Source organism: Pantoea sp. SS70 (assembly GCF_029866845.1).
Lineage (GTDB): Bacteria > Pseudomonadota > Gammaproteobacteria > Enterobacterales > Enterobacteriaceae > Pantoea > Pantoea leporis.
Genome location: NZ_CP117199.1, coordinates 2,535,420 through 2,560,380, shown reverse-complemented (window position 1 = coordinate 2,560,380; position 24,961 = coordinate 2,535,420). Strand labels below are relative to the sequence as shown.

The window sequence follows — 24,961 nt, the reverse complement described above, 5'->3', positions numbered from 1 at the left end:
CAAAAAAATTCATCAGATTTTCACACTCTCTATCAATTGTCTTGATTCCGTAATTTTCTCGTAAAGAAATGTATTCCTAACTCGCGGCGTGCGTGTAAGATAGAAAAGTAAATGATAACCATTGGCGTTATCATTTAGGTGTCACGCCAGCTCAACGCCTTGCCGCCGGAATGCTTCTGCGCCAGGCCCTCCGCTGATGTGATGTGCGCGTCAATCATTACAAGAAACTCACTCCCTTAAAAATGGATAAAAATCGCAACCTGCCGTTTGGCAGCTTCAATTCCCTGACCTTGTTCACCGGGCTTTGCATTGGTATTTCTCCTGCTGCCGCATTAGCGGCAGAAAATGCCAACAAAAAATCTGACGATACCTTAGTGGTTGAAGCGCATACGCCATCGCTGTATGCCCCCAACGCATCTGCCGATCCGAAATTCAATCGTCCGCTGGTGGATACCACCCGCACCATGACGGTGATTCCGGATCAGGTGATTAAAGATCAGGGCGTAACCAATCTTACCGACGCGCTGAAAAACGTGCCGGGCGTGGGCGCGTTCTATGCGGGGGAAAACGGCAGTTCTACTACCGGTGATGCGGTGTATATGCGTGGCATTGATACCTCCAACAGCATTTACGTTGATGGTATTCGCGATATTGGTAGCGTGACGCGCGATACCTTCAACACTCAGCAGGTTGAAGTGATTAAAGGGCCATCGGGCACCGATTACGGACGCAGCGCGCCGTCAGGTTCGATTAATATGATCAGCAAACAGCCGCGCCTCGATACCGGGCTCGACGCCTCAGTCAGCGTTGGCAGCGCGTGGATGCGTCGCGGCACGCTGGATTACAACCAGGCGATCAATGACAACGCCGCGTTCCGCCTCAATCTGATGGGTGAGAAAACTCACGATGCGGCGCGTGATAACGTGCAGAACGAGCGTTATGGCGTGGCGCCATCGCTGGCGTTGGGTCTGGATACTGCAACGCGCTTGTACCTCAACTATCTGCATGTGCATCAAAACAATACGCCCGATGGCGGCATTCCAACCATTGGCCTGCCGGGCTATTCGGCGCCAAATGCGGCGACATCGGCACTGAACAATTCTGGCAAAGTCGCGACCAGTAACTATTACGGCACCGATTCTGACTTTGATAAATCGACCACCGACAGCGCCACCATACGCTTTGAGCACGATATCAACGACAGCACCACCATCCGCAATACCACACGTTGGTCGCGCGTGAAGCAGGAATATCTGCTGACGGCGGTGATGGGCGGCGCCACCAATATCACTGCGCCAAACCCGAACGATGTGAATAGCTGGAGCTGGTCGCGCCTGGCGAACACCAAAGACACCAGCAACCGCATTCTCTCCAACCAAACCAACATCACCTCGAAGTTTTACACCGGTTCGGTTGGGCACGATGTCAGCGCGGGCGTGGAGTTTACGCGTGAAAATCAAACCAACTACGGCGTCAATGCGATTACGCCGCCATCGGTTAATATCTACCATCCTATCAGCAGCATTTCGGTGGGTGGATTGGACAGGAATGGTGCCAATGCTAACGGGCAAACCGATACCGCAGGCATTTACGCCTTTGATACGCTCGCGATAACCAAAAGTTTTGAGCTGAACGGCGGCATTCGTCTCGATAACTATCACACCGAGTATGACAGCGCGACCGCCTGTGGCGGCACCGGACGCGGTGCGTTGACGTGCCCAGCTGGCGTGCCGCGCAATACGCCGGTTACTACCGTGGATACCGCGAAATCGGGCAATCTGGTGAACTGGAAAGCCGGTGCGCTTTATCGTCTGACCGAGCAGGGCAACGTCTATGTTAACTATGCCATTTCTCAGCAACCGCCAGGTGGCAGCAGTTTTGCACTGGCCGCAGGTGGCACCGGCAACAGCGCCAACCGCACCGACTTCAAACCGCAGAAAGCCAAGTCCAGCGAAGTGGGCACCAAATGGCAGGTGCTGGATAAACGTCTGTTGCTGAATGCGGCGCTGTTCCGTACCGATATTGAAAATGAAGTCACCGCTAATGACGACGGCACCTATTCGCAAGCCGGTAAAAAACGTGTGGAAGGCTATGAGCTCTCAGCTACTGGCAACATCACGCCAGATTGGGAAGTGATCGCCGGCTATACCCTGCAGCATGCGTCAGTGACCGAAGGAGATAGCGTATCGCAGGATGGATCTTCTGCGCTGGCTTACACGCCGAAGCACGCCTTTACGCTGTGGACCAACTATCAGGCAACCGATGCGATTTCAGTCGGTGCCGGTGCGCGTTATGTGGGCAGTCTGCGTCGCGGCAGCGATGGTGCGGTCGGTACGCCGGATCACACCGAAGGTTATTGGGTCGCCGATGCCAAATTGGGCTACAAGGTGAACAACAACCTCGATCTGCAGCTCAACGTGTACAACCTGTTTGATACCAACTATGTTGCGTCAATCAATAAGAGCGGTTATCGCTACCATCCAGGCGAGCCACGGACTTTCCTGCTGACGGCAAACGTGCATTTCTAAGTTAACGTCGTGGGGCGTGCGCGCCCCACAATTTTTGAGAGAACAACGCGATGATGTATCACATTCCTGCTGTACTGACGCCGGAAGAGGTAGCGAGTTTTAGCACGCTGCTGCAACAGGCCGAATGGATCGACGGAAGGGCGACGGTCGGCAGCCAGGGCGCGACGGTGAAAAACAATCAGCAGATCGATACCCGCACGCCACTGTACGATCAGCTGCAAACCGCGGTGATGCAGGCCCTGAACAACAACCCGCTGTTCTTTTCCGCTGCATTACCACGATCGATTTCCACACCGCTGTTTAACCGTTATGAGCAGGGCGAAACCTACGGTTTTCATGTCGATGGCGCGGTACGCCATAACGGCGCGGCGGGCTGGATGCGAACCGATCTCTCCGCCACGCTGTTCCTCAGCGAACCTGAAAGCTACCAAGGTGGTGAGTTGGTGATTGAAGACACGTATGGTCAGCACAAGGTGAAACTGCCAGCGGGCCATCTGGTGCTGTATCCGTCGAGCAGCCTGCATTGCGTCACGCCGGTTACCCAGGGTGCGCGCGTCGCTTCTTTCCTGTGGATTCAGTCGATGGTGCGCGACGATAAACAGCGCGCCATGCTGTTCGAGCTGGATCGCAATATTCAAAGCCTCAAAGCGCGTCACGGTGATAGCCCAGAGCTGTTGTCGCTGCTGAACATGTATCACAACCTGCTACGCGGCTGGACGGAAGTGTAAAAGCAAAAAGCCCGCTTAGTTTCCTAAGCGGGCTTCTCTAAATATGGCTCCTCTGACTGGACTCGAACCAGTGACATACGGATTAACAGTCCGCCGTTCTACCGACTGAACTACAGAGGAATCGTGTGAACGAGGCGAATATTAATGGCGCCCCTTGCAGGTGTCAACAGCTTAAAACACATTTGTATTCAACTGGCTAGCATTAGTACAAAGCGATCGCGATTTAAGCAGGTTCTGCTGTTAGCATCGCCAGTCGCGCCAGGGGATCCTGACGATAGAACTGCTGCAGATGGCGATACATCGCCGGGAAACGGTTAGCCAGTAAATCCGGTGCGCTAAAGAAATACTCCGATAACACCGCAAAACATTCAGCCGCATCGCTGGCGGCGTAAGGATCGATGGTCGCCGCTTGTTCACCGACTAATTCAACTTCCGCTTCAATCTCCGCCATTGCCTGCAGCAGATCTTTCTCCCAGCTGGCGACATCGCGCAGCGCCATCACCGGAATGCCGCTGGTATAGCCGCTGCCGCGCGCATCAAGTTTATGCGCCACTTCGTGGATCACCAGGTTAAAGCCGGAGAGATCGAGCGAATCCTGAATATCCAGCGCATTCAGCACCACCGGACCTTGCGTCCAGCTTTGTCCAGCGTGCACCGCCGGCGCGTGATGCACCAGGCCGTTATCATCTTCCCAGCGATCGTCGACATTGAAAGGTTCAGGATAGATCAGCACTTCATGAAAGCCATCAAGCCATTCGAGACCGAGCTTCAACACTGGCAAACAGAACAGCAGCGCCAGACGCGTTAGTAACAGTTCATCAAGTTGCAGGCCTTGCAGCGGCGAGATTTTTTTCTGCTGCAGGAAGCGTTGCGCCAGCGTAACCAGCGCGGTTTTTTCATCAGGATCGAGCAGTGAAAAGATCGGCTGCGCCAGCGCCTGTTGCCAGGGCAGCGCCAGTACTGAAGTCTCTATTTGCGCATGCCACGGCCATTTGAACATTGCGTCACTCACTCTTCAGACGAAAACAGTATCCTGGCGCGGCAAAGGGGAAATTACCAGCGCGGAATCAAAGCCGGAGATTCAACCAGTTAATGGGGGATTTGTCTGTGATTGGCGTGGCAAAGCGGGAAAGTAAGTTTGCCCTCACCCGCAGGCGGGAGAGGGAGCTTACTGTGCAAATCTTCACGTGATCCCCCAAACTTCTACATCGCTAAGAACGGTTCCCTCGCCCGCTTGCGGGAGAGGGTTAGGGGGAGGGGACGTCTTATCGTTCAACCCGCTGGAACGCGATCACCCAAACCCACGGGTTCACTTCCCAGCTGGTGGCGCCGTACTGTTTCTGCCACGCTTTGCGGTACGCTTCTTTTGGCGATTCTGAATTCATATTCATGGTGAAGAAGTTATTCAGGAAGTGCGAATCGGTCTGCACGCCTTCCGCCATGATGTCATCTTCACTAATGTCCTGAATCTTCTCGGCTCGCACCGAGGTGATTTGCAGGTCGATGCGGCTGGCCCAGCGCGGCATATGAATCGCGGTTTGCCAGCCAAACTGCTCGGCATTCTGCATATTCTCATCCAGCTGTCCTAATTCATTGCTGTCAGCGCGATATTGGCAGTAAGCCGCATTGCGGAACGGCAGAGGATCGCGTTCGTAATCCGCCAGCATCGCCTCCGGCACGATCGGGCCGCGCCAGGTTTCACGTACCCACAAACCATCGCCCGCCTGACCAAATGGGCAGTGCGAACTGACATCGGTCATCGACATCAATTTATAGCCGTGCAGATGATTGGCACTGACATCAAATGCGTGTACGCCTTCATGATGATCCTGACCCGGACCAAAGGCTTGAGTTTTCATAATGCGCCGGGTCTGCGTTTGCTGGCCAACCAGCAGGGCGCGTACCCGCTGTTCGGAAAAAAGAATCGGCCGTTCTTTCATTGCATACCTCTTAATGTGTCACAAACCCGGAAACTGCGAAGAATCCCCTAACATCCGTAGATGTGAGAGCTAGCATAATGGGTTTGAATCAGTTTGCTTAATAATTTGTCGACTTAGTATCAGGCTATTCTGGCAATTTTAGATGTAAAAAATGGTTCATAAGCAAAATGTGTGCTGAAAAGGATTTTGCAAGGGATCAGAAGCCATAAATTTTCCAGATACAGTACGTTATAAAGGCCATTATGGGAACCTTTTCAGATTATGCCGTGTTGATCTGCCTCTAAGAAGCCCCATTTATCAGCATAGATAACTGGAATTTATCCCTAAAGCGAAATTTGTTGATGACGCGAATATATTAAACCTATTGAACAGAGTTATTTAACTAAAACGCACTAAGGAAATACCGAAATCGCAATGGCTGCTGTGCAAGCGGCGTTAACAGCGTTATAACAAGATCGGGATCTCATTTTTTACGGCTGGCACCGGCTGGACGGATGTAAAAAAAGTGTCATGACCAGGCCGCTATGATGTCCGCAGGAACGTAGATAACAGCAATAACAGGAGAAGCACGATGTCACTTACTCACTGGCAACAACGCTACGAGAATTGGCTGCAGCTCAACTGGCTGCACGACGACAAAGCCCACGATATCGCGCACCTGCGCCGCGTCTGGATGAGTGCTAAGCGCATCATGCAGCACAGCGACGCCGATCCTATGGTCGTGATGACCGCCTGCTATTTTCACGATGTGGTCAACCTGCCGAAAAACCATCCCGAACGTCATTTAGCGTCAACTTATGCCGCCGAAGAGACGCGCCGCATACTGCAGCAAGATTTCCCCGACTTCCCATTCGAACGGCTGGATGCCGTTGCGCACGCGGTGCAGGCTCACAGCTTTAGTGCGTGTATCGCGCCGCAAACGCTGGAAGCGAAAATCGTGCAGGATGCCGATCGTCTCGAATCATTAGGTGCTATCGGCCTGGCGCGCGTTTTCTATACGGCGGGCGCGTTAGGTCGTCCGCTGTTTGATAGCGAAGATCCGTTAGGAAAGGATCGCGAACTGGATGATGTGAAGTGGACCTTGGATCACTTCCAGAAAAAGCTATTGGGTTTACCGCAAACCATGCAAACCGAAGCTGGACGCCTGTTGGCGGAACATAACGCCGATTTTCTCGTCCACTACATGGGCAAACTTTGCGCCGAGCTGCAGGGCAATTTGACCTCCATCGATGAGTCGGTGTTAAGAGATTTCAGCCCTATACACTCGTAATATTAAATTTTTATGACAGTCTGTTAACTTTCATCTGCTTCCGCTACGTTGTTGTAAATCAAAAGGGAGTATGAAAATGACCGAGACCGTTAACTTAACCATCAAAATTGACCCGGCACTGAAAGAGCACATCAAACAGTTAGCCGCCGATAACCAAATCTCCATGAGTCAGGAGATCGTTAATCGCCTGCAGGCCAGTTTAGATGCGGGTGCGCAACCGGCCATTGATAGTCTGGATACTCAGGAAGCGGTGGAAGATCAGCTCTCCGCTGCGGAACTGAAGCAGATACGTGCGCTGCTGAAGAAAAGTAAGAAGAAGAAATAAGCAGAAAACCCGTCACTGACGGGTTTTTTTATGCCTGCAGATTAAATACGGAACTGCTGCGCGCGCTGGGCCAGGCGGTCCGATAAGGCGCGCAATTGCACTGCCGATTGCACCTGATGGGCGTTCAGCGCTTCGTTCTGCTGCAGCTGTCCGCTCATCTCCACCACTTCCAGCGCAATCTTTTTTACCCGATGACTCTGCGCAGCACTGTTGTGCTGCAGCTCGTTCAGCTGCGTCACCACGCCAGACACCGCGCTGCTGATCTGCGCGAACAGCACCTCCAGCGCTTTCACCTTATCGAAGCCAGCATGCACATGTTGCTGCGTATGCTGAATCAATCCGTCAATCTGGCGCGTCGAGGCACCGCTTTGCTGCGAGAGCAAACCCATCTCTTTGGCGACCACCGAGAAGCTGCGGCCGTAAGCGCCGGCATGTGCCGACTCGATCGCGGCATTTAGCGACAACAAACGCGTCTGCATCGACAAGTCATCCAGCATGCCAACAATCCCGGCGATGTCATCCGACGCGGTGACGATCTGCTGCATCTGGGTTTCCATCTTATCGACTTCCAGTGCGCAGTTACGCATCAACGCATCGGCAGATTGCGCTTCCTGCGTCGCCTGCTGCGAGAACTGGGCACCAATCTCCACCTCTTCAGAAACGCGATCTAAGCGCTGCGACAGATGATGGAAGCTGGCATTTTGCTGCTGGTGTTGCTGCATCACTTTCTCATTATGCTGTTGCATATCTTCTGCGCCGGCGGCCACGCTGACCGCCACCGTGTTGATGTCGCGCACAATCTGCTGCAAGCCGCGTCGCATGGTCTCAATTGACTGGAACAGCTGGCGCGTTTCCAGCGACTGACGACGCGGAAGGTTTTGCGCATCGACCAGATCACCGGTGGCGATCTGTTCCAGCTGCGCATTCGCGCGACGCAGCGGCAACAATACGCCGCGCATCAGCAGGCTGGACGCCAGCACTAACAGCGCCATCAGCACCGCGCTGACCATCAGCGACAGATTGCGGCTCTGCTTCAAGGTGCTGAGGGTGTTTTGATTCACGCTGCTGAGCTGCTGATTGGCCTGCTCGATTTCACTGAACCAGGCATCATTAAACTGCTGTTGAAATGCCTGCATCGGCACCATAAAAAAGGCGTTGATGTCGTTGGCCGCTAATCCTTTCAGCTGCTCCTGCAATCCTGCTGCCAGCATGGCGAAGCCTTGCGCCAGCGGACTATCCGCATGGGCGTGGTAGGCGGTGAACTGTTGTTGCGCATGCTTCAACGAGTCATCGGCTGCCGCCGCCAGACTTTTCCAGCTATTCACCGAGCCACTTTGTTGATCCTGCATCAGATAAATACCGGCGCGATGGCTGTTATCACTGGCGGTGAGCAGTTCGATGCGCGCTTTATCCAGCAGGGCCAGACGTTCGCGCAGTTGATTCGCCTGCTGCAACGAGATCTGCGTCTGGTTAACGTGGGTGTTCAGTAGCAGCACGCCGGCAAACTGCAGCAAGCAGAACAGCGCAATGAACAGCAAAAACTGGCTACGTAAACTGGTGAGCCACAGCGGAATACGCGGGGAGAACCGCGCGCGTAACCGCAGCGGCAGAGTGATAACAGACAGGAGTGACATCACACGCCTCCAAAAAATAAAACAGGAGTATTGGCAGCACGCGTGACAGTTTGGTGACAGCGGGCGCGATTAGGCGGAAAACAGCATAAAGCGCGGCCCTAAATAAAATTGTGGTCCTGAATCGCTACGCCTTTTGCGCGGCATACTGTTCAATCAGCGGCAATAACAGTTGCGCCACCGCAGCAAATACCGGCACCACTACCGAGTTGCCGAACTGCTTGTAGGCCTGCGTATCGGAAACCGGAATGCGCAGTTTGGCCTCGCCCGGCGCTTCAAAACCCATCAGGCGGGCACATTCTCGCGGGGTTAAACGACGCGGACGGCGCGCCATATTCTCCGCCTGCTGGAAATCCGCTTCGCCTTGCGCGTGGTCCCAGCCGCGATCGATGAGGATTTCCGAACCATCTTTGTAGTAGCGCGCCGATAAAGTACGCACGCAAATGTTCAGATTACGCGGATCGTTAAGGCCAAAGCCGAAGCCGTTACCTTTGGCTTTATGCTTTTTCGCGTATTGATACAGATAGTTCCACAGCGTTGGCGACAGCGTATATTTTGCTTCTGGCTCGGGTTCCAGCAGGCTGTGTAACGACGGCACCTTTTGCGGATAGAGCGCGGGCAGGGCGCGCAACGAAAAACCGTTACTGAGCCCGCTATCACGGCGAATGCCCACCAGCACGATGCGCTCACGATGCTGCGGCAGGAAATGGCGCGCATCGATAATTTTCGCATCCGGCAAACCACCGTCATTGGCATCGGCCACGTCATAACCGAGTTCATCCAGCGTGGCCATGATGATGGCGAAGGTGCGGCCTTTATCGTGACTCTTGAGGTTTTTCACGTTCTCCAGCACGAAGAACGGCGGCTTCTTGGCGGCGAGAATGCGCGCCACATCGAAGAACAGCGTGCCTTGCGCTTCGCACTCAAAACCGTGCGCGCGACCCAACGCATTCTTCTTGCTCACGCCCGCCAGCGAGAAGGGCTGACAAGGAAAACCGGCCAGCAGCACCTGATGATCGGGAATGGTGCGATCGATATGCTGATAAATTGCCTGCTCATCGCTGATGCCCGCGGGCTGCGTTACCAGACGAATATCACTGTTGAAGTGATGCAACTGTGGATCGCTATACAGATTGGCTTTATAGGTGCGCACCGCTTCTTTATTCCATTCGCTGGTGAACACGCATTGACCGCCAATCTGCTCGAAGCCACGGCGAATGCCGCCGATACCGGCAAACAGATCGACAAACTGGAATTTGGCGTCGTCATAATGCGCCGGACGCTGCGGCAGCAAAGCCTGCAGGCTGGCCACTTCGCGGCTGGAGAGCGCCGGCGCGGCACTTTTACCGGCGCGGATGCGATTCAAACGCGGCACGCTCCAGTCGCGGCCACCGGCTTCAGTTAAGGTGATAACCACATCGCGTGCGGCATAGATATCGAGCACCTGCAGTAACAGCGACGTCGCATCATCCTGATCGGCGGTTAACGGGGAGGGCGAGACGGGGTCGATAGCGAGCATGCGTTTTTCCTTAACAGTGAAGCGGCTATGCTAACACTCATCACGCAACGAGGAAATTGGCGTGCGGTGTGCTTTCGCTTTTGGCTTAAACCGCTAAAGTTGTAGAAGCGCTAATACAAGGAGACGCCATGGCAGACGTTCACTCGCAAGCCATTCGCAGCAAAAACATGCGCGCGATTCGCAATCAGGATACCGCGATTGAACAGCGTATTGCGTTGATTCTCAAAGATCGCGGCTTCACCTATCGCGTACAGGATAAAGCGCTACCGGGCCGCCCGGATTTTGTCCTGCCCGCCGAGAAAGCGATTATCTTTGTTCATGGCTGCTTCTGGCATCGACATCACTGCTACTTATTCAAAATGCCGGCCACGCGCACCGAATTCTGGAGTGGCAAAATTAACAGTAACGTTGAGCGCGACCGGCGTTACGTCGAACAACTGCGCGAAGGAGGTTGGAAAGTACTGATTGTTTGGGAGTGCGCGCTGCGCGGCAAACTGCAGCTGCAGGACAGTGCGCTGATTGAACGTTTAGAAGAGTGGCTGCTGGCCGCAACCGACAGCAGCGAAATCGACCATCAGGGCTTGCATCACTATCGCGTTGAATAGTGCGAGATTGTTGCTTTTAGCCGCTATAACAGTTTAGATCTCCCTTTTCTCTGGGACGCGGAATTGAGCCATGAGCAGCATCAAACTTACCGTTAAGCGCCTGTATCAACTCCGCGATGAGCGGATGGTGACAACCCAAGCCACGGCGCGCATTTATCTTGGCGACCGGCTGGTAGCCACCGAAGAGATCAGCGGCATGACGGAAAGTCCAGTGAGCAAGTATTTGCACGCCGGGGATCTGACGGGGCCGTTACGCGTCGAATGGGACTGTGCGGGCATCGCCGATATGTCAGTAACGGCGATTGAGCGTTGCCCCTGTTGTCAGGATCACGAACCGGAATAATAAGGAATACCACTTTGGCAGGAACCAGTTTACTCACCCTTCTGGATGATATTGCAACACTGCTCGACGATATCTCGGTCATGGGCAAAGTTGCGGCAAAGAAGACCGCAGGCGTATTGGGTGACGATCTGTCGCTGAATGCGCAGCAGGTTAGCGGTGTCAAAGCCAACCGTGAATTGCCCGTTGTATGGAGCGTTGCAAAAGGCTCCTTTCTTAATAAATTCATTCTGGTGCCGCTGGCGTTATTGATCTCGGCGTTTGCGCCCTGGTTGATTACGCCGCTGCTGATGATTGGCGGTGCCTATCTCTGCTACGAAGGCGTGGAGAAAGTGCTGCATAGCCTCAATCACGATAAGGCCGAGCAGAGTCCGGAGGCGCGTCAGCAGCGTCTCGACAAACTGGCGCAGCAGGATCCGCGGGCGTTTGAAAAGGACAAAGTAAAAGGCGCAGTGCGCACTGACTTTATCCTCTCGGCGGAGATTGTCGCCATCACGCTGGGCATCGTCTCAGAGGCGCCGCTGCTGAATCAGGTGCTGATTCTCGCCGGTGTCGCCATTCTGGTGACCATTGGCGTGTACGGCATCGTGGCGATGATTGTTAAAATTGACGATTTGGGCTTTTGGTTAAAAGAGAAATCTTCCACGGTCGCGCAGGCCATTGGCGGCGTATTGCTGGCCTTTGCCCCCTGGTTAATGAAAGCCTTAACGTTAGTCGGCACGCTGGCGATGTTTTTGGTTGGTGGCGGCATTGTGGTGCACGGCATCACGCCGCTACATCACGCTATTACAGAATACAGCGCCGGATTTAACGGTTTGGTCTCGGCACTGCTGAGCAACGGCGCCAATTTGGTGATCGGCTTTATCATTGGGTCGATCGTGCTGTTGGGCGTAAATCTGATTGCTAAGCTGCGCGGCTAGCAGTTATAAAGCGCTGTAAATTTTTAATCACGGTCAGGAGAACGATGATGAACGACGATATGTTTGAATTTGATATCGATGCACAGCTGGAACAGGCTGAAGCCAAAGCGGCAGAAAAAGCCAACGAAGTGCCTGCGGATATCAGCGACGAAGCGGATTGCGAAGGCTGCAAAATCTAATTTTCCTGTCCAGGACGTGCTATCAAAGCCGACAATAAATTTTGTCGGCTTTTTTTATTTACAGAGTTTTTAACTGCTTATTCTGATTTAGTAGCAGTAATAGATTAATCGTATAGGAAAAAATCGGTCACAGCTGCTATACCTAAATTCGGTCATTTAACGATGAAAGAGGGAGGTGCGGTATGATCTTTGCAATCAGTGACGAAGTTCAGCACAAACAGGGCGGACCCACCATGGTGGTCACCGGCTATGCCAGCGGAATGGTAGAGTGTCGTTGGTATGATGGTTACAGCGTGCGACGTGAGGCGTTTCGCAGTGATGAACTCAGTCACGTATCGAGCGCGCAACAGCTGGCCAGTTAAAGACATTCGGGACGATGCCCGTCGTCCCGAATGTGGTTCAACCCTGCATTACACCTTGCCGTCGTTATCCTCTTCCACCGCCTGATAAATACGCTGCAGAATATCCGGAAAAGCAGATTGCACGCGGCTCCAGCTGGGAATAAAGGGTTTCTCATTCGGACGCTCAATAAAGGCTTGTCCGGCATCGAGAATCGCCTGAGTGAACATTTCTACCGCCGCTTCCTCAATGTGCTGATCAAACTTGAGGCCGTTCATGGTGGCTTCGTGGTTGTAGATCTCCATCATGTCCAGCGCATTACGGTAGTAAGTGGCTTTCAACACCCGGAACGAATCGCTGGTGAGCGGCACGCCCATGGTGGCCAGCTTACGCAGCAGCGACTGAACGATGTCATTGCTCATGCGTTTCAATCCGCCGGTACCATCATCTTCGGCCAGCGGCTGATGCTTGTGGTCGTAGTTATCGGCGATCTCAACCTGGCAGGTCTGACGCGTGGTGTAGTTACGATAAATCTCCGACAGCACGCCAATCTCTAATCCCCAATCGCCGGGAATCTTGATGCCGTTGAGCACATGCGTGCGCATGGCAAACTCGCCAGAGAGCGGATAGCGGAAGCTGGTGAGGTAATCGAGATATTCCGAGTGACCGTAGACTTTCTGCAAGGAGCGCAGCAGCGGACCGACCAGCAAACGCCCAACGCGGCCATTCAGCTTGCCGTCGGCGACGCGCGCGTAGAAACCTTTGCAGAACTCATACTGAAACGACGGATTGGCCAGCGGATAGAGCAAACGCGCCAGCATGCCGCGTTCATAGGTGACGATATCGCAGTCGTGCAGCGCCACGCACTGAGTGCGGTCGGAAGCCAGCGTGTAGCCAGTACAGAACCACACATTACGCCCTTTGCCGGGTTGGCTCGGCGATAAACCCTCTTTATCCAGTTCGGCATCCAGCGCTTTCAGGCGCGGCCCGTCATTCCATAAAATGCGATGGCGCTGCGGCAGGCGGGAGAAGAACTCACGCGCAAACAGAAACTGGTCGCGATCGGCGCGGTCGAGGCCAATCACAATCTCCTCCAGGTAAGGTACCTTCGCCAGTTCGTTAACGATATTATCCAGCGCCGGGCCTTCCAGTTCCGAGAACAGCGACGGCAATATCAGCCCCATTTTGCGTTTGCGTGAGAAGCGCACCATCTCTTTTTCCAGCGATTCGACGCTGCGGTGGGTGAGATTATGGAAATTAGTAATGACACCATTCTGGTAAAAATCACTCATCGTCTCATCCTTTTGGTTAAAGGCCGTTACTCATTCGGCGCAAGAAAATAGTCCAGACCTTCACGCCAGCCCTGCGGACCGACGTGCGCGGTGTGGTAAACGTTCTCAGTATCGGTGCGTTGCAACGCCACCGGCGTTTTACTGAAGCCTTTTATCACCACGGCATAATCAACGCGCTCCAGCATCGGCACATCGTTGGGACCATCGCCCAAGCCGAGTGTGGTGCGCGCTTCTCCTTCCTGCGCGGCGAGATGCTGCTGAATGTCTGCCAGCGCGATACCTTTGCCGGCGCCGGCGGGCATCACATGCCAGAAACGCCCGCCCTGAGTTAATGCCAGATTGTGTTCGGCCAGCGCCGCGCGGAATTCCGGTAGACGCTGTTCGTCATCGCGCCACAACACCACTTCCGACGCTTCGCGCAGGCGGCTTTGGCTGGCTTCGGCAAGGGTTAAACCGGTAAAACGTGCGACTTCGGCATCACTAAATTCATGAAAGCCGTTGAAGCGAAATCGTGCCTGCAACGCCTGCAGCGTCTGGCACAGCGCATGATAGCTGGCGCTGGTTTCGATCGGCGGTGTATGTTCACCGCCCAATACCACGCGCGCACCGTTTTCAGCAATAAAGGGTGCACCGACAATGCCTAACTTCTTTTGTAGCGGAATAATCTCGGCCGCCGTTTTGCTGGAACAAATCACCAGCGGAATCTGATGTTGTTTCAGACGCGCCAGCCATTCACTGGCCGCATCCCAGTTATAGTCATGATGATCCAGCAATGAGCCATCGAGATCGGTAATGATCATCAGGGAAGAGTTAAGACTCAGCATCATCACACTCCTTACGCCAGTGGCATCCGTAAAGCGAAGAGTAATCAGTATAATAGCGGAATCGCGATCACACTTTTTTCCGCGACCCGGCCAGCGACATCCAGGATAATTCTTAAATGGCAAACGTGGCGGGAGGCGCGATGCACATTTCGTGCACAGCTGAAACCAGCAGTGACGCGGCGCGTAGGACGATTCACATGAATGCTTATACAAAATTGTTCGATTTACATGCAGGGATGAGTCTTGTCTTAATCAGACTAAGGCGTAATCTGACAGGGTGTTAAGAATTCCCTGGTGTAACGAACTTACTGATTTACTTTACCCGGCCATCCCGCCGGGTATTTTTTTGAAATCGATTTCAGCGGTTAACTTCGCTGCTGGCGAAGTCGCGAATGTCGAGTTCGAAAGCTTTCGCTAGCTCGGAGTAAGAGTCATAGGCTGCGCCATTTACCGTAACGCGATGCGCGTCTTCGGCTTCCATAAACTCTTTTACCTCGCCCGACGTTCTCTTCTGAATCGCTTCCAGCAACGCATCAACATCGACATTCACTTCGCGCTGAACTCTCTCGCTGTACTCTTTTGCAGTGGTCATGGCGGCCTCCCGGAGGCAATCGGATCTATACCAGTATAGTCGTTGGTGAAAAGAGGGCGCGGAGGGCAAATGGCAGGCAAAAAAAAGCCCGCGCTGCGCGGGCAAAAATCCTTGTTACTTTTAGGTTGACTGCGCCTTTGGGGTTGGTGCAGTACTGAGAAGTGTACGAGCAGCCTGCGTCAAAAGTCTCTCTGCGAAACGTTAAGAAAGCGAAAAAGCGCATCTTGACAGAGTTTTACCTGCCTTTAAGTGCACAGTGCGTAACAGCGACTATGCTTAGCGATTGATTGTTAAGTGATATCAGGGAGTGAATATGGACTTTTTACGTATTGTCATCGCCATTTTGGTTCCACCACTGGGCGTATTCTTGCAAGTCGGTTTTGGTGGGGCTTTCTGGCTCAACATTCTGCTGACGCTGTGCGGCTACATTCCGGGCATCATACATGCGGTGTGGGTTATCGCCCGACGCTGATCGCGATCAGGCAGTGTTGATTATCTTCCGTTAAACTGTGTCGCAGGACAATTTGTGGAGAGTAATCAATGAAGGTGAACGATCGCGTTACGGTTAAAACCGACGGCGGCCCGCGCCGTGTGGGTACGGTGCTGGCAGTGGAAGCATTCAATGAAGGCATCATGTATCTGGTGGCGTTAGAAGATTACCCGCTGGGGATTTGGTTCTTTAATGAAAGCGATCATGCTAAAGGGGTTTTTGTGGAGCCGTATGAAGAGGCTTGATTGATTTTTCCCTCACCTTAACCCTCTCCCGCAAGCGGGAGAGGGGAAAGATCGGCGCACCATCCACTCCTTTGCCAATATGTGGGAGAGGGCCGGGTGAGGGACAACGCGCACTACCTCAAATCAAAACGTCTCCCAGTTATCATTCCCTGACGTCGCCAATGCAGGACGTGGCGCCAGATTTGGCGTACGCAACGCAGACTGCGCCGCTTTAGCCACGTGCGCCACCGGCGCGTCATTCAAACGGAACACCGCCACCGCTTGCGTCAATCTGCCGGCCTGATCTTCCAGCGAAGCCGCTGCCGAAGAGGCTTCCTCAACCAGCGAGGCGTTCTGCTGCGTCACGTTATCCATCTCGGTCACCGCCAGGCTCACCTGCTGGATGCCACGGCTCTGCTCATCCGACGCGGCGGCAATCTCCGCCATAATGTCCGTCACGCGCCGCACCGCTTCAACAATCTCGCCCATGGTATTACCGGCTTCACCGACCTGGCGTGAACCGTTGGTGATCAAACCCACCGATTCAGCAATCAGCGTTTCAATCTCTTTCGCCGCCTGCGCACTGCGTTGCGCCAGGTTACGCACTTCGCTGGCCACCACGGCAAAGCCACGGCCTTGCTCACCGGCACGCGCCGCTTCCACCGCGGCATTCAGCGCCAGAATATTGGTCTGGAAAGCGATGCTGTTGATGACGTTGGTGATCTCGGCAATCTTCTTCGAGCTGCCAGAGATGTTGTTCATGGTTTGCACCACGCCGCTCACCAGATCGCCACCGCTGCGCGCTTTGCCTGAGGCATCGGCGGCCAGCTGGCTGGCGTGATGGGCGTTCTCGGCGTTCTGTTTCACCGTGGCGGTGAGCTGCTCCATGCTGGCGGCGGTTTGTTCCAGCGCGGAGGCCTGCTCTTCAGTACGCGATGAGAGATCGGTGTTACCGGCGGAAATCTCGCTGGAACCCTGATAAATCGCCACCGCGCCTTCTCGCACCGTACCAACGGTACGCACCAGCGAGGCCTGCATTAGCTGCAGGTTATGCAGCAAGCTACCAATCTCGCTGCGGCCATAGGCTTGTTCCGGCGCGGTGAGATCGCCTTGCGCGATACGCTCGATGCGATCAACGGACTGACGTAGCGGGGTGATCACCACGCGACGCAGGAACACGAAGGTCAGCAGCACCAGCAGCAAGGCGGCAGCAAACGCCACCGCCATAGCAATAAAGCCAATGCGTGATTGATGCGCGGCTTCGGCATTAATCGCTTCAGCGCGGTCAGTACGGATTTTAATCGCCTTCAGCAGCACGGCGTTGTAGGCATCATCCAGTTTGCGCGTGACGTCAGTTTCCTGCGCCACAATGCCTTCGAAGCTGCCCTGTTTGGCCGATTCAATCATCGGTTTGAGACCTTTATCAATATAGGCATTGAAGCTGGCGGTCAGCGGTTCATCGAGGGCAATATCCGCCGGCGTTTTCGCCTTGCGATCCATATAGAGTTTAAAACCTTCGCGCGCTTGTTTAATACGCGTCTCGGTGCGCGCTAAATCGGCACGATAACCATCCATTTCACCAATACGCGCGGCGGCACCGGATTGCAGCACATTGAGTCGCGCAGTACGCAGATGGTTAGAACTGTTAGAGATGCCCATACGAATTTGAATTTCTTCGGTGGCATCGTTTAGGGAATTATTACTCTGAATCAAAAAGTAGCTGGCGAGTCCAATGCACAGGGCAAAAAGCAGCAGAATGCCACCAAAGATCATACTGAACAAAGGCATCAGGCGCAGGTTCTGCCAGATGCTGAGCTTATATTGCTCATCAATCGATGCTGTTTTCATATCCTTGCTCTCATGTAGGTAGGTGTTATGAGAATAAGCATCGGCAGGCAGGGAGAAAGGATTAGGCAGGAAAGTGGGATCAAACTCTCAAAACGTGAAAAGGGCCAATCAGATGATCAGCCCTTTTATTCACTGTGGGTAATTATCGCACGTTAACATAAATCCCTGAGGTGACATTATCAGTCAAACGGACGACATGATAAATAACCTGCTTATTATGGGTTTTAATTTTACGTTTAATATTACCTTTATGTGACGATACGGTTTTGGCTTTAATTTGCATGTTCTCAGATATCTGAATGGTATCATGACCTGACATCCACATTTTCAGCATATTTGATTCAGTCTGACTTAATGTCAGTGGATGCACGTCGAGCCCGGCAGAAATACGCGGCGAAGCGTTGAGTTTCTTTTGCAAATAGGTGCCTAATAACGAATCCAACGTCGAAGTTTTTATCGATTTTGATGTAATAATCAGGTTCTTACGAACGTAGAGGTATTCCTCAAAATGGATATTCGAGATCGCCATGAAAATAAAGAATAAGGTATCAGGATGCTGCATGATAATAGCACGAATACGATCGCTGGAATCAGATTCGTGAATAAAGCACTCTTCGTTGATAAACACAACGCCCGGCTTAATTTGCTCACATCTTTGTTGCAATTGGTCGATATCCGAGACAGGAGTAATATTTTTCTTTTTAACTCCTTTCGCAGACATATAGTCAGACAAACCCAGGCGTGTGTAATTACATGAATCCATAATAATCGTTGGCATTATAGCGACCCTCACCAATTTGTTATCCGTTTAAATCAACGATGAATACGCGTTTGCGGTACGAGAGAAATTTCCAAAGACACTTTTTTATTCTGCTCAGCAGATTGGCGATAGTTGTCCATGCGCCATCATGACTCTTCCCTGAACCGTGCTGCGAAGTTTTTTTTATAGTACATCCACGTCACTCTCATCTCAGCCATAGTGGGAATGGCTAAGGATTTGCATTAAGTGTTTTATTCGCTCTGTTTTGAGAGCCCTGTCACTATCGCGCAGATCACAGACAAATCTGATAGGACAAATCTTAAAAACATTTGTGTGGCGAAAGTATGACGCTTCAGCGAGCGTTGACAATGCCGGAAAAAAGGGATTTAGACAAGAAAAATCGCTGTGAAATTTTTTTTGTTTAAAAACAGCCCTTTGAGCATTTAATCAACCGATTCAGCAGGTTTAGCCCCTTAGGAATCGTCTGACTAAAATACGCGAAGCGCGGTTTAATAAGAATAATTTTCACCAAAAATGCGCACTTATCAGAATTTCCTCAGTTGATTTCTGAGAAATATGGTTCAGAAAATGCACTAACAGATTTTGAATGCTTAACTATTACTTAAGGGCGTCTACAGAATAGTTAATCAACGGGCGCGGGAAAGTTCTGACACAAACTGGGCGAGTAAATCAAAGACTTCGCTAAACAGATGTTCGCAGAAGGGAGCAAGCAGCGGCATCATCAACCCTACGCTGAGGATGCCCACCGTTAAGGTAATCGGGAAGCCAACCGCGAAAATAGAGAGTTGTGGTGAAACACGGTTTAACAAACCTAGTGCCATGTTTAGCGTGAGGAGCAGAACTATTAAGGGCAGCGCTAACATCATGCCATTAAGGAAAATTAATCCCGCGGATTTTACCAACGCCATAAAAGCATTGGCGTTGAGCGGCTGATCGCTGATTGGCAACGTATGAAAACTGTCCACCAGCAGTGAAATCAGCCACAGATGTCCGTTGAAGGTAAGAAACAGCAGCATGGCCAGCATATCGAGAAAACGAGCCAGCACCGGCATGTTCAGGCGGCTGCCCGGATCGAAGAAGGTGGCGAAGGACAATCCCATCTGCAAACCAATCACTTCCCCCGCCATGCGCACCGCCGCAAAGGCGAACTGCATGGTCAGGCCGATGCTCACGCCAATCAGCAGCTGTTGCAGTAGCAACCAAAATCCCGCGGGTGTAAACAGGGTCGCCTCCACCGGCGGTAGCACCGGCAGGATGATCCAGGTGGTCAATACCGCGAGGCCAATCTTGACGCGTTTGGGAATCGATTTTTCGCTCAGCACCGGCGCGCTGGCGAACAGCGCCAGCATACGCACCATCGGCCAAAAGAATTGTGCGACCCAATGAATCAGCTGGCTGCTGTCGAGGTTAATCATTAGCCAATAATGTACGGCAGATTGCTAAACAGCGTGCGAATGTAATCCAGCATCAGATTAAGCATCCACGGACCAGCGATTACCGCCGTAGCGGCGACGGCCAGAATCTTGGGGATAAAGGAGAGCGTTTGTTCGTTAATCTGGGTCGCGGCTTGCAGCACGCTGATGATCAACCCGCTGATCAACGCCACCAGCAACATCGGCGCGGCCATCAGCAGGGCGACACGCATTGCTTCCTGGCCCATAACCATCACTGATTCAGGTGTCATGCTGCACTCCTCGAGAAAGAAAGGTGAGGGCGAACGCCACTCAAGAATAGAAACTTTGCGCCAGTGAACCCACCAGCAGCTGCCAGCCATCCACCAGCACGAACAGCATCAGCTTGAACGGCAGGGAAATGGTCGCCGGCGGCACCATCATCATCCCCAGCGCCATCAGTACGCTGGCGACCACCAGATCGATGATTAGGAACGGGATAAACACGGTAAAACCAATCTGGAAGGCGGTTTTCAGTTCGCTGGTGACATACGCCGGCAGCAGAATACGCATCGGAACCGCTTCCGGACCCTGAATCGGTGCGGTGTTAGCCAGACGGGCAAACAGCGCTAAATCGGCTTCGCGCGTTTGACGCAGCATAAATTCACGCAGCGGCTGGGCACCTTTATCAATCGCGTCCGCCATGCTGATTTTGTCCTGACTGAACGGCACATAGGCGTCGGAGTAAATCTTGTCGAAAGTCGGCGCCATGATAAAGAAGGTCAGAAACAGCGCGAGGCCGAGCAGCACCTGGTTTGGCGGCGCCGACGGCGTGCCGAGGGCGTTACGCAGCAAACCAAACACAATAATGATGCGCGTGAAGCTGGTCATCATCAGCAGCACCGCCGGAATAAAGGTCAGCGAGGTGATGAACACCAGCGTCTGTACCGGCAGCGACCAGCTCTGGCCACCGTTCGCCAGCGGCTGGCTGATTAAACCTGGCAGCTGCGCATGGGCAACCGGTGCCAGCAACAGCAGCGGCAGAAGAGGAAGTAATCGACGCATCATTGTGGTTTTCCGGGACGTTTAACCAGGTTCTGGAACAGCTGACGAAAATCCTGTGGCGCAGCGCTTTGATTTGCCCGTTCTTCCGGCGGCAGCGGCGGTAACGAATGCAGATGGGTGATCTGCTGGGCGGTCACGCCCAACACCAGACGCGCATCGGCGGTATCGACAATGACCACACGCTCACGCTGGCCAACCTGCACCGTCGCGCTGACTTTCAGCGCCTGGCCGGTCACCGTTTTCGGTGCAAAGCCAAGGCGTTTGGCCAGCCAGCCGCAGCCGAGAATCAGCAGAACAATTACTGCCAGCACGCTGCTGACCTGGCCAATCACCGAACCGGTTGAGACCACCGGCTGGCTGGGTACCGGTTGTTCGGCTTGCGTGTGTTTTAACATGCTTAACGGCTCAGACGACGCATACGTTCAGACGGGGTAATGATGTCGGTGATGCGCACGCCATATTTGTCGTTCACCACTACCACTTCACCCTGCGCGATCAGATAACCGTTGATCAGAATATCCAGCGGTTCCCCGGCCAGCCCATCCAGCGCCACCACCGAACCCTGCGTCAAGCGCAGCAGCTCTTTGATGGTCATCTTGGTGCGACCCAGTTCCACGGTCAGTTTGACCGGGATATCCATGATCAGATCGATATCCTGCAGCGAGCCGCTGATGCCAGGATTTTCCAGCGATTTGAACACATTTTCAGTTGGATCTGGCGCGCTGGTGGTGGTTTGTTCGTTCATAGCTGCAGCCCACAGATCGTCCGCGGAGATGTCGTCGTCGGACGGTTTCTTGCTGTCACTCATCGGGCTGTTCCTCGTTCAGCGAATTCAAAATCGGGTTAATCAAATGTTCTACACGCAGCGCGTACTGGCCATTGATGGTGCCGTATTGGCTGGTCAGCACCGGCACGCTATCGACGTGAGCGATGATGCGGTCCGGCTTCTCAATGGGCAGGACGTCACCGGGTTTCAGCTGCAAAATACGTGACAGGCGCAGCGATGTTTCGGCGAAATGGGCAATCAGCTCCAGCTCCGAGTGCTGCACCTGTTTCACCAGATTGTCGCGCCAGTGATTATCTTCCCGGCGTGAGTTTTCCAGTGGGGGATTGACCAGCAGCTCGCGCAGCGGCTCAATCATCGAAAACGGAATACAGATATTGAATTCACCGACCAGGTTTCCAATCTCTACCTGGAACGGCGTGTTCACCACGATGTCATTCGGTGAAGTGGTGATGTTGGTGAACTTCACCTGCATCTCGGAACGTACATACTCCACTTCCAGCGGATAAATCGCTTTCCATGCGTCGCTGTAGCCATCCAGCGCCAATTTCAACATGCGGCGAATCACGCGCTGTTCGGTATGGGTAAATTCACGTCCTTCAACTTTGGTCGGGAAACGACCGTCGCCGCCAAACAGGTTATCGACAGCAATAAAAACCAGGCTCGGTGAAAACACCACCAGCGCCGTGCCGCGCAGCGGCTTCAGGTGAATCAGGTTCAGGTTGGTTGGCACCGGCAGGTTGCGGGCGAACTCGTGGTACGGCTGAATCTTGATCGCACCCACACTAATATCGGGGCTACGGCGCAGCAGGTTAAACAGCGCCATACGGAAATGACGGGCAAAGCGCTCGTTGATGATCTCCAGCGCCTGCAGACGCTCACGTACGACGCGGCGCTGAGTATTGGGATCATAGGGACGGATATCGCCATCGGTCCCTTTGGAACTGTTCTCTACTTCCGCACTGTCACTGTCGCCATTAAGCAGCGCGTCAATCTCAGCCTGGGAGAGAATGCTATCGCCCATTAAATCACCTCAAAATGAAGGCGGTAAACAGCACGTCATTGACAACCTGAGCCGGTTGACCTTTTACCAGCGGCGGCGCCAGCACCTGTTTGATCTGCTCAACCAGGGCCTGTTTGCCTTGCTCTGTAGCCAGAGCCGTCGCGCTTTGACGCGAAAGCAGTAACAGCAGACGGCTGCGCACTTCCGGCAGGTAATCGTTCAACCGACGACGGGTATCCTCATCGGGCAGACGCAGGGTGAAACCCACGTACAGCACACGGTCGGGATCGTTGTCAGGATTGACCAGGTTTACTGTAAACGTATCCATTGCAAAAAATACGGGAGCAGCCGGTGGCTCGACTTTCGCCGCGTCCGGTTGGCTGCCTTCGTGTTTATTCATCATTCGCCAGACTGCATAGCCTGCCACGCTGCAAGCGGCCAGCGTTACAATCAGTAACACCGGTAGTAGTAGTGAACGTTTGCGGCCTTTAGCTTTCGCGTTATCAGACATCTTGCAGTTACTTCCTGTGAATTATGGGCAAGCCTCTCGGCTTACCTGGACAGATTATCCCGCGTCTTAAGTCAAACAATGGGAAGAAAAGACGCGGGTTTTACGCTTACCTTCAGCGTTTAGCGGCTATCAGGCAAAGATATCGACAGCGCCGTTACCGGCCGCGCGCGCTTGAAGGGCTGCCGGGACGGCAATAGGCGTTATCTCGTTGTCACTGTCCTGGGAGAGGGTAAAGCTGCCGTGCTGTCCGTCACGACGTCCTTCCTGCTGGCCCTGATAACTCTGGCCCTGTGCGAAGGCGTCGCTGCTGACGTTACTCTGTCCCAGGTTTATTCCGCTCTCCGCCAGCGCGCTACGCAGCTGAGGAAGAGCCGCTTCCAGCGCGGCCCTCACTTGGCTGTGGCTGGAAACCATATTTAACTGTGCCTGATCCTTATCAAGGGTCAGGCTGATCTGGATAGCGCCCAGATCCTGCGGATGTAGACGCAACTCGGCGTTCTGCTGCCCGTTGCGGCTAAACATCACAATCTGCTGACTCAGCGCCTGCTGCCACTCGCTGCTGCCGAGCTGCGCATTCAGCATGGGCGTCGACGGCGTGGTGCTGGTCGAGGCGGTGCTGCTTACCAGCGAGCTGGTGGCGCTGAGCGGTGCGCTGGTAAATGGCGTCACCGGGTCATCACTGCTCTGCGCGGCGCTGCGCGCTTCCGGCTTACTCAGCGCATTCATCACCTGCTTAAAACTCTCATCCAGCGTCAACCCGCTGCTGTTACTGGCGGTGGTGCTGACGCTGCTGCTCTGCGTGCTGCTGGCCGTTTGCGTTAAGAGCGTTACAGCATCGCTGGATTTCTTCTGTGCGCCATCCGGCTGCGCGTGCTCTTCTTTTACTGCACCGTCCAGGGAACCCCTTAACAGTGCGGTATTAAGCGAAGCGCGAGTGTCGGTTTTCACTTCGCCTGCGCTACTACTTACGGTGGTTGGGCTGGTGCGGTTCTCTACCGCCACCGGCAACATGGCGAATAACGCCTGCACATTCTGTAAGTCGCTGGCAGTTAACGAACTTGCCTCACTCTTGTCTTTATCATCGGCTGATTTCAGCGTGGCTTTAGTGTTTTCCGGCTGTAAAAGTGCGTTTAACGCATCGGGTTTCTCCAGCGCCTGTAATAACGCGCTTAGCGAAGCCTTACTGACGTCTTTTTCATCAACTTCTGCTGTCAGATCAGTCGATTGCGTGTTAACAGCTTGTTGCTTTACCAGCGTCAGCAAGCGGTTGCCGAGTTCAGTAATAAATCCCTGCGGCAGCGACTCCGCGCCCTGCAAAACATCTGATGAAACTGAAGTGTCAGCGTCTCCCAAAACCGAGGTTTGCGTAGCAACTGTTGGCAGCGTAATCATTCGCCTTTCCTCAATGCGGCCCGTTGGGCAAATTCATCCATCCGTTTCTGATCGAGACGGTTTTCTTGTCGTAATGCGTTTTCCTCAGCGCGCGTAATCAGCGTTTGATAAGCATTGAGCCGCTTATGCTTTTCACGCCAGTTGCTCAGCGCGCTGTCGAGGCGCTGATTCCACTGGGAAAGCTGTTGGCGATGCTGTTCGATGGCTTTTTCCAGCGTCTGAATAAACTGGTGATAATTGGTCCAGCGCGTGCTGGCGATGCCGCCGGACATATCCTGATTGAGCTTGTTGCGATACTCATCCTGATAATCCAGCAGCATGCTGAGTTGTTCGTCGGCCTGCTGCACACCCCGGCGCATATCGCCAAGGTGAATCACCGCACTCTCCAGTTCCTGCTCCGCCATATCGCGTAGCTTGTTGATCGCACTGGCCGTTTTCAT

Annotated in this window: 29 protein-coding genes and 1 tRNA gene; 11 read left to right on the top strand and 19 right to left on the bottom strand. The window is 53.5% G+C overall.

Annotation, left to right across the window (positions count from 1 at the left end; all coding sequences use genetic code 11):
• The first annotated feature begins 242 nt into the window (after window positions 1–242).
• Window positions 243–2,528 (top strand): catecholate siderophore receptor Fiu, encoded by a 2,286-nt coding sequence (locus tag PO881_RS11930; RefSeq protein WP_280171826.1) that lies wholly within the window; start codon window positions 243–245, stop codon window positions 2,526–2,528.
• 50 nt (window positions 2,529–2,578) lie between these two features.
• Window positions 2,579–3,256, top strand: coding sequence for a PKHD-type hydroxylase YbiX (ybiX, locus tag PO881_RS11925; protein WP_222182793.1), 678 nt, complete (start codon window positions 2,579–2,581; stop codon window positions 3,254–3,256).
• A gap of 44 nt (window positions 3,257–3,300) precedes the next feature.
• Here ybiX and PO881_RS11920 read toward each other — a convergent pair.
• From PO881_RS11920 to PO881_RS11910, 3 genes are all read right to left on the bottom strand, one after another.
• Window positions 3,301–3,376 (bottom strand) — tRNA-Asn (locus PO881_RS11920).
• Between the two features lie 103 nt (window positions 3,377–3,479).
• On the bottom strand, window positions 3,480–4,256 hold the full coding sequence (mtfA, locus tag PO881_RS11915; protein ID WP_101762794.1) for a DgsA anti-repressor MtfA: 777 nt from the start codon (window positions 4,254–4,256) through the stop codon (window positions 3,480–3,482).
• 265 nt (window positions 4,257–4,521) lie between these two features.
• Window positions 4,522–5,196 carry a hypothetical protein gene (locus PO881_RS11910; RefSeq protein ID WP_101763938.1) on the bottom strand — a complete coding sequence of 225 codons (675 nt, stop codon included), beginning with the start codon at window positions 5,194–5,196 and terminating at the stop codon, window positions 4,522–4,524.
• A gap of 571 nt (window positions 5,197–5,767) precedes the next feature.
• Between PO881_RS11910 and PO881_RS11905 the strand changes: the two genes are divergently transcribed.
• Both PO881_RS11905 and PO881_RS11900 read left to right on the top strand, forming a co-directional pair.
• On the top strand, window positions 5,768–6,466 hold the full coding sequence (locus tag PO881_RS11905) for a phosphohydrolase (protein ID WP_280171825.1): 699 nt from the start codon (window positions 5,768–5,770) through the stop codon (window positions 6,464–6,466).
• Between the two features lie 76 nt (window positions 6,467–6,542).
• On the top strand, window positions 6,543–6,791 hold the full coding sequence (locus PO881_RS11900) for a hypothetical protein (RefSeq protein ID WP_008105442.1): 249 nt from the start codon (window positions 6,543–6,545) through the stop codon (window positions 6,789–6,791).
• A 41-nt stretch (window positions 6,792–6,832) separates the two neighbouring features.
• Here PO881_RS11900 and PO881_RS11895 read toward each other — a convergent pair whose 3' ends face one another.
• A complete protein-coding gene (locus PO881_RS11895) occupies window positions 6,833–8,425 on the bottom strand; it encodes a methyl-accepting chemotaxis protein (RefSeq protein ID WP_280171824.1) in 1,593 nt (530 codons plus the stop codon).
• A 124-nt stretch (window positions 8,426–8,549) separates the two neighbouring features.
• Entirely contained in the window at window positions 8,550–9,941 is a 1,392-nt protein-coding gene (gene dcm / locus PO881_RS11890) for a DNA (cytosine-5-)-methyltransferase (protein WP_222233626.1), read from the bottom strand.
• A gap of 128 nt (window positions 9,942–10,069) precedes the next feature.
• Here dcm and vsr point away from each other — a divergent pair, with 128 nt between their 5' ends.
• The 5 genes from vsr to PO881_RS11865 all read left to right on the top strand — a co-directional run bounded on the left by vsr (window position 10,070) and on the right by PO881_RS11865 (window position 12,347).
• Window positions 10,070–10,546 (top strand): DNA mismatch endonuclease Vsr, encoded by a 477-nt coding sequence (gene vsr, locus PO881_RS11885; RefSeq protein ID WP_101763942.1) that lies wholly within the window; start codon window positions 10,070–10,072, stop codon window positions 10,544–10,546.
• Window positions 10,547–10,616: 70 nt separating this feature from the next.
• Complete coding sequence (locus tag PO881_RS11880; protein ID WP_008105433.1) at window positions 10,617–10,889, top strand: hypothetical protein; 273 nt, start codon at window positions 10,617–10,619, stop codon at window positions 10,887–10,889.
• 14 nt (window positions 10,890–10,903) lie between these two features.
• Window positions 10,904–11,806, top strand: a complete 903-nt coding sequence (locus tag PO881_RS11875) for a DUF808 domain-containing protein (protein WP_101763943.1) — start codon at window positions 10,904–10,906, stop codon at window positions 11,804–11,806.
• Window positions 11,807–11,850: 44 nt separating this feature from the next.
• A complete protein-coding gene (locus PO881_RS11870) occupies window positions 11,851–11,985 on the top strand; it encodes a hypothetical protein (RefSeq protein ID WP_255253243.1) in 135 nt (44 codons plus the stop codon).
• Window positions 11,986–12,167: 182 nt separating this feature from the next.
• Window positions 12,168–12,347, top strand: a complete 180-nt coding sequence (locus PO881_RS11865; protein ID WP_101763944.1) for a DUF2158 domain-containing protein — start codon at window positions 12,168–12,170, stop codon at window positions 12,345–12,347.
• 48 nt (window positions 12,348–12,395) lie between these two features.
• Here PO881_RS11865 and PO881_RS11860 read toward each other — a convergent pair whose 3' ends face one another.
• The 3 genes from PO881_RS11860 to yodD all read right to left on the bottom strand — a co-directional run bounded on the left by PO881_RS11860 (window position 12,396) and on the right by yodD (window position 15,032).
• Window positions 12,396–13,616: a glycosyl transferase gene (locus tag PO881_RS11860; protein ID WP_101763945.1), complete on the bottom strand. Its 1,221-nt coding sequence runs from the start codon at window positions 13,614–13,616 to the stop codon at window positions 12,396–12,398.
• A gap of 26 nt (window positions 13,617–13,642) precedes the next feature.
• On the bottom strand, window positions 13,643–14,440 hold the full coding sequence (locus PO881_RS11855) for a mannosyl-3-phosphoglycerate phosphatase-related protein (protein ID WP_280172898.1): 798 nt from the start codon (window positions 14,438–14,440) through the stop codon (window positions 13,643–13,645).
• A gap of 358 nt (window positions 14,441–14,798) precedes the next feature.
• Window positions 14,799–15,032, bottom strand: coding sequence for a YodD family peroxide/acid resistance protein (gene yodD / locus PO881_RS11850; RefSeq protein WP_280171823.1), 234 nt, complete (start codon window positions 15,030–15,032; stop codon window positions 14,799–14,801).
• 313 nt (window positions 15,033–15,345) lie between these two features.
• On the opposite strand from yodD, the gene PO881_RS11845 reads away from it, so the two are divergent.
• The gene (locus tag PO881_RS11845; protein ID WP_192411592.1) at window positions 15,346–15,504 is read left to right on the top strand and encodes a YqaE/Pmp3 family membrane protein; all 159 of its coding nucleotides are present in this window, start codon (window positions 15,346–15,348) and stop codon (window positions 15,502–15,504) included.
• 68 nt (window positions 15,505–15,572) lie between these two features.
• Complete coding sequence (gene dsrB / locus PO881_RS11840; protein WP_280171822.1) at window positions 15,573–15,767, top strand: protein DsrB; 195 nt, start codon at window positions 15,573–15,575, stop codon at window positions 15,765–15,767.
• Between the two features lie 123 nt (window positions 15,768–15,890).
• On the opposite strand, the gene PO881_RS11835 is transcribed toward dsrB, so the two are convergent.
• The 11 genes from PO881_RS11835 to fliJ all read right to left on the bottom strand — a co-directional run bounded on the left by PO881_RS11835 (window position 15,891) and on the right by fliJ (window position 24,961).
• Entirely contained in the window at window positions 15,891–17,594 is a 1,704-nt protein-coding gene (locus PO881_RS11835) for a methyl-accepting chemotaxis protein (RefSeq protein ID WP_137386044.1), read from the bottom strand.
• A 142-nt stretch (window positions 17,595–17,736) separates the two neighbouring features.
• Window positions 17,737–18,372: a transcriptional regulator RcsA gene (gene rcsA / locus PO881_RS11830; RefSeq protein ID WP_008105413.1), complete on the bottom strand. Its 636-nt coding sequence runs from the start codon at window positions 18,370–18,372 to the stop codon at window positions 17,737–17,739.
• A gap of 629 nt (window positions 18,373–19,001) precedes the next feature.
• Window positions 19,002–19,790, bottom strand: a complete 789-nt coding sequence (gene fliR, locus PO881_RS11825; RefSeq protein WP_280171821.1) for a flagellar biosynthetic protein FliR — start codon at window positions 19,788–19,790, stop codon at window positions 19,002–19,004.
• A complete protein-coding gene (gene fliQ, locus PO881_RS11820; protein WP_008105408.1) occupies window positions 19,790–20,059 on the bottom strand; it encodes a flagellar biosynthesis protein FliQ in 270 nt (89 codons plus the stop codon). The genes fliR and fliQ overlap by 1 nt, the downstream gene beginning before the upstream one ends.
• 40 nt (window positions 20,060–20,099) lie before the next feature.
• Window positions 20,100–20,831 carry a flagellar type III secretion system pore protein FliP gene (gene fliP, locus PO881_RS11815; RefSeq protein ID WP_097097688.1) on the bottom strand — a complete coding sequence of 244 codons (732 nt, stop codon included), beginning with the start codon at window positions 20,829–20,831 and terminating at the stop codon, window positions 20,100–20,102.
• Entirely contained in the window at window positions 20,831–21,226 is a 396-nt protein-coding gene (fliO, locus tag PO881_RS11810) for a flagellar biosynthetic protein FliO (protein ID WP_192411593.1), read from the bottom strand. Before fliO ends, fliP begins: the two co-directional genes overlap by 1 nt.
• 2 nt (window positions 21,227–21,228) lie before the next feature.
• Entirely contained in the window at window positions 21,229–21,639 is a 411-nt protein-coding gene (gene fliN / locus PO881_RS11805) for a flagellar motor switch protein FliN (protein ID WP_008105402.1), read from the bottom strand.
• Complete coding sequence (fliM, locus tag PO881_RS11800; protein ID WP_064739115.1) at window positions 21,632–22,639, bottom strand: flagellar motor switch protein FliM; 1,008 nt, start codon at window positions 22,637–22,639, stop codon at window positions 21,632–21,634. The genes fliN and fliM overlap by 8 nt, the downstream gene beginning before the upstream one ends.
• Before the next feature lie 4 nt (window positions 22,640–22,643).
• Entirely contained in the window at window positions 22,644–23,129 is a 486-nt protein-coding gene (gene fliL, locus PO881_RS11795; RefSeq protein WP_101763951.1) for a flagellar basal body-associated protein FliL, read from the bottom strand.
• A 129-nt stretch (window positions 23,130–23,258) separates the two neighbouring features.
• Entirely contained in the window at window positions 23,259–24,521 is a 1,263-nt protein-coding gene (locus PO881_RS11790; RefSeq protein WP_280171820.1) for a flagellar hook-length control protein FliK, read from the bottom strand.
• Window positions 24,518–24,961, bottom strand: coding sequence for a flagellar export protein FliJ (gene fliJ / locus PO881_RS11785; RefSeq protein ID WP_064739112.1), 444 nt, complete (start codon window positions 24,959–24,961; stop codon window positions 24,518–24,520). Before fliJ ends, PO881_RS11790 begins: the two co-directional genes overlap by 4 nt.

Coding starts and splice junctions, on each gene's coding strand:
- PO881_RS11930 (WP_280171826.1), top strand. CDS start 243: ATGGATAAAAATCGCAACCTGCCGTTTGGCAGCTTCAATTCCCTGACC.
- ybiX (WP_222182793.1), top strand. CDS start 2,579: ATGATGTATCACATTCCTGCTGTACTGACGCCGGAAGAGGTAGCGAGT.
- mtfA (WP_101762794.1), bottom strand. CDS start 4,256: ATGTTCAAATGGCCGTGGCATGCGCAAATAGAGACTTCAGTACTGGCG.
- PO881_RS11910 (WP_101763938.1), bottom strand. CDS start 5,196: ATGAAAGAACGGCCGATTCTTTTTTCCGAACAGCGGGTACGCGCCCTG.
- PO881_RS11905 (WP_280171825.1), top strand. CDS start 5,768: ATGTCACTTACTCACTGGCAACAACGCTACGAGAATTGGCTGCAGCTC.
- PO881_RS11900 (WP_008105442.1), top strand. CDS start 6,543: ATGACCGAGACCGTTAACTTAACCATCAAAATTGACCCGGCACTGAAA.
- PO881_RS11895 (WP_280171824.1), bottom strand. CDS start 8,425: ATGTCACTCCTGTCTGTTATCACTCTGCCGCTGCGGTTACGCGCGCGG.
- dcm (WP_222233626.1), bottom strand. CDS start 9,941: ATGCTCGCTATCGACCCCGTCTCGCCCTCCCCGTTAACCGCCGATCAG.
- vsr (WP_101763942.1), top strand. CDS start 10,070: ATGGCAGACGTTCACTCGCAAGCCATTCGCAGCAAAAACATGCGCGCG.
- PO881_RS11880 (WP_008105433.1), top strand. CDS start 10,617: ATGAGCAGCATCAAACTTACCGTTAAGCGCCTGTATCAACTCCGCGAT.
- PO881_RS11870 (WP_255253243.1), top strand. CDS start 11,851: ATGATGAACGACGATATGTTTGAATTTGATATCGATGCACAGCTGGAA.
- PO881_RS11865 (WP_101763944.1), top strand. CDS start 12,168: ATGATCTTTGCAATCAGTGACGAAGTTCAGCACAAACAGGGCGGACCC.
- PO881_RS11860 (WP_101763945.1), bottom strand. CDS start 13,616: ATGAGTGATTTTTACCAGAATGGTGTCATTACTAATTTCCATAATCTC.
- PO881_RS11855 (WP_280172898.1), bottom strand. CDS start 14,440: ATGCTGAGTCTTAACTCTTCCCTGATGATCATTACCGATCTCGATGGC.
- yodD (WP_280171823.1), bottom strand. CDS start 15,032: ATGACCACTGCAAAAGAGTACAGCGAGAGAGTTCAGCGCGAAGTGAAT.
- PO881_RS11845 (WP_192411592.1), top strand. CDS start 15,346: ATGGACTTTTTACGTATTGTCATCGCCATTTTGGTTCCACCACTGGGC.
- dsrB (WP_280171822.1), top strand. CDS start 15,573: ATGAAGGTGAACGATCGCGTTACGGTTAAAACCGACGGCGGCCCGCGC.
- PO881_RS11835 (WP_137386044.1), bottom strand. CDS start 17,594: ATGAAAACAGCATCGATTGATGAGCAATATAAGCTCAGCATCTGGCAG.
- rcsA (WP_008105413.1), bottom strand. CDS start 18,372: ATGCCAACGATTATTATGGATTCATGTAATTACACACGCCTGGGTTTG.
- fliR (WP_280171821.1), bottom strand. CDS start 19,790: ATGATTAACCTCGACAGCAGCCAGCTGATTCATTGGGTCGCACAATTC.
- fliQ (WP_008105408.1), bottom strand. CDS start 20,059: ATGACACCTGAATCAGTGATGGTTATGGGCCAGGAAGCAATGCGTGTC.
- fliP (WP_097097688.1), bottom strand. CDS start 20,831: ATGCGTCGATTACTTCCTCTTCTGCCGCTGCTGTTGCTGGCACCGGTT.
- fliO (WP_192411593.1), bottom strand. CDS start 21,226: ATGTTAAAACACACGCAAGCCGAACAACCGGTACCCAGCCAGCCGGTG.
- fliN (WP_008105402.1), bottom strand. CDS start 21,639: ATGAGTGACAGCAAGAAACCGTCCGACGACGACATCTCCGCGGACGAT.
- fliM (WP_064739115.1), bottom strand. CDS start 22,639: ATGGGCGATAGCATTCTCTCCCAGGCTGAGATTGACGCGCTGCTTAAT.
- fliL (WP_101763951.1), bottom strand. CDS start 23,129: ATGTCTGATAACGCGAAAGCTAAAGGCCGCAAACGTTCACTACTACTA.
- PO881_RS11790 (WP_280171820.1), bottom strand. CDS start 24,521: ATGATTACGCTGCCAACAGTTGCTACGCAAACCTCGGTTTTGGGAGAC.
- fliJ (WP_064739112.1), bottom strand. CDS start 24,961: ATGAAAACGGCCAGTGCGATCAACAAGCTACGCGATATGGCGGAGCAG.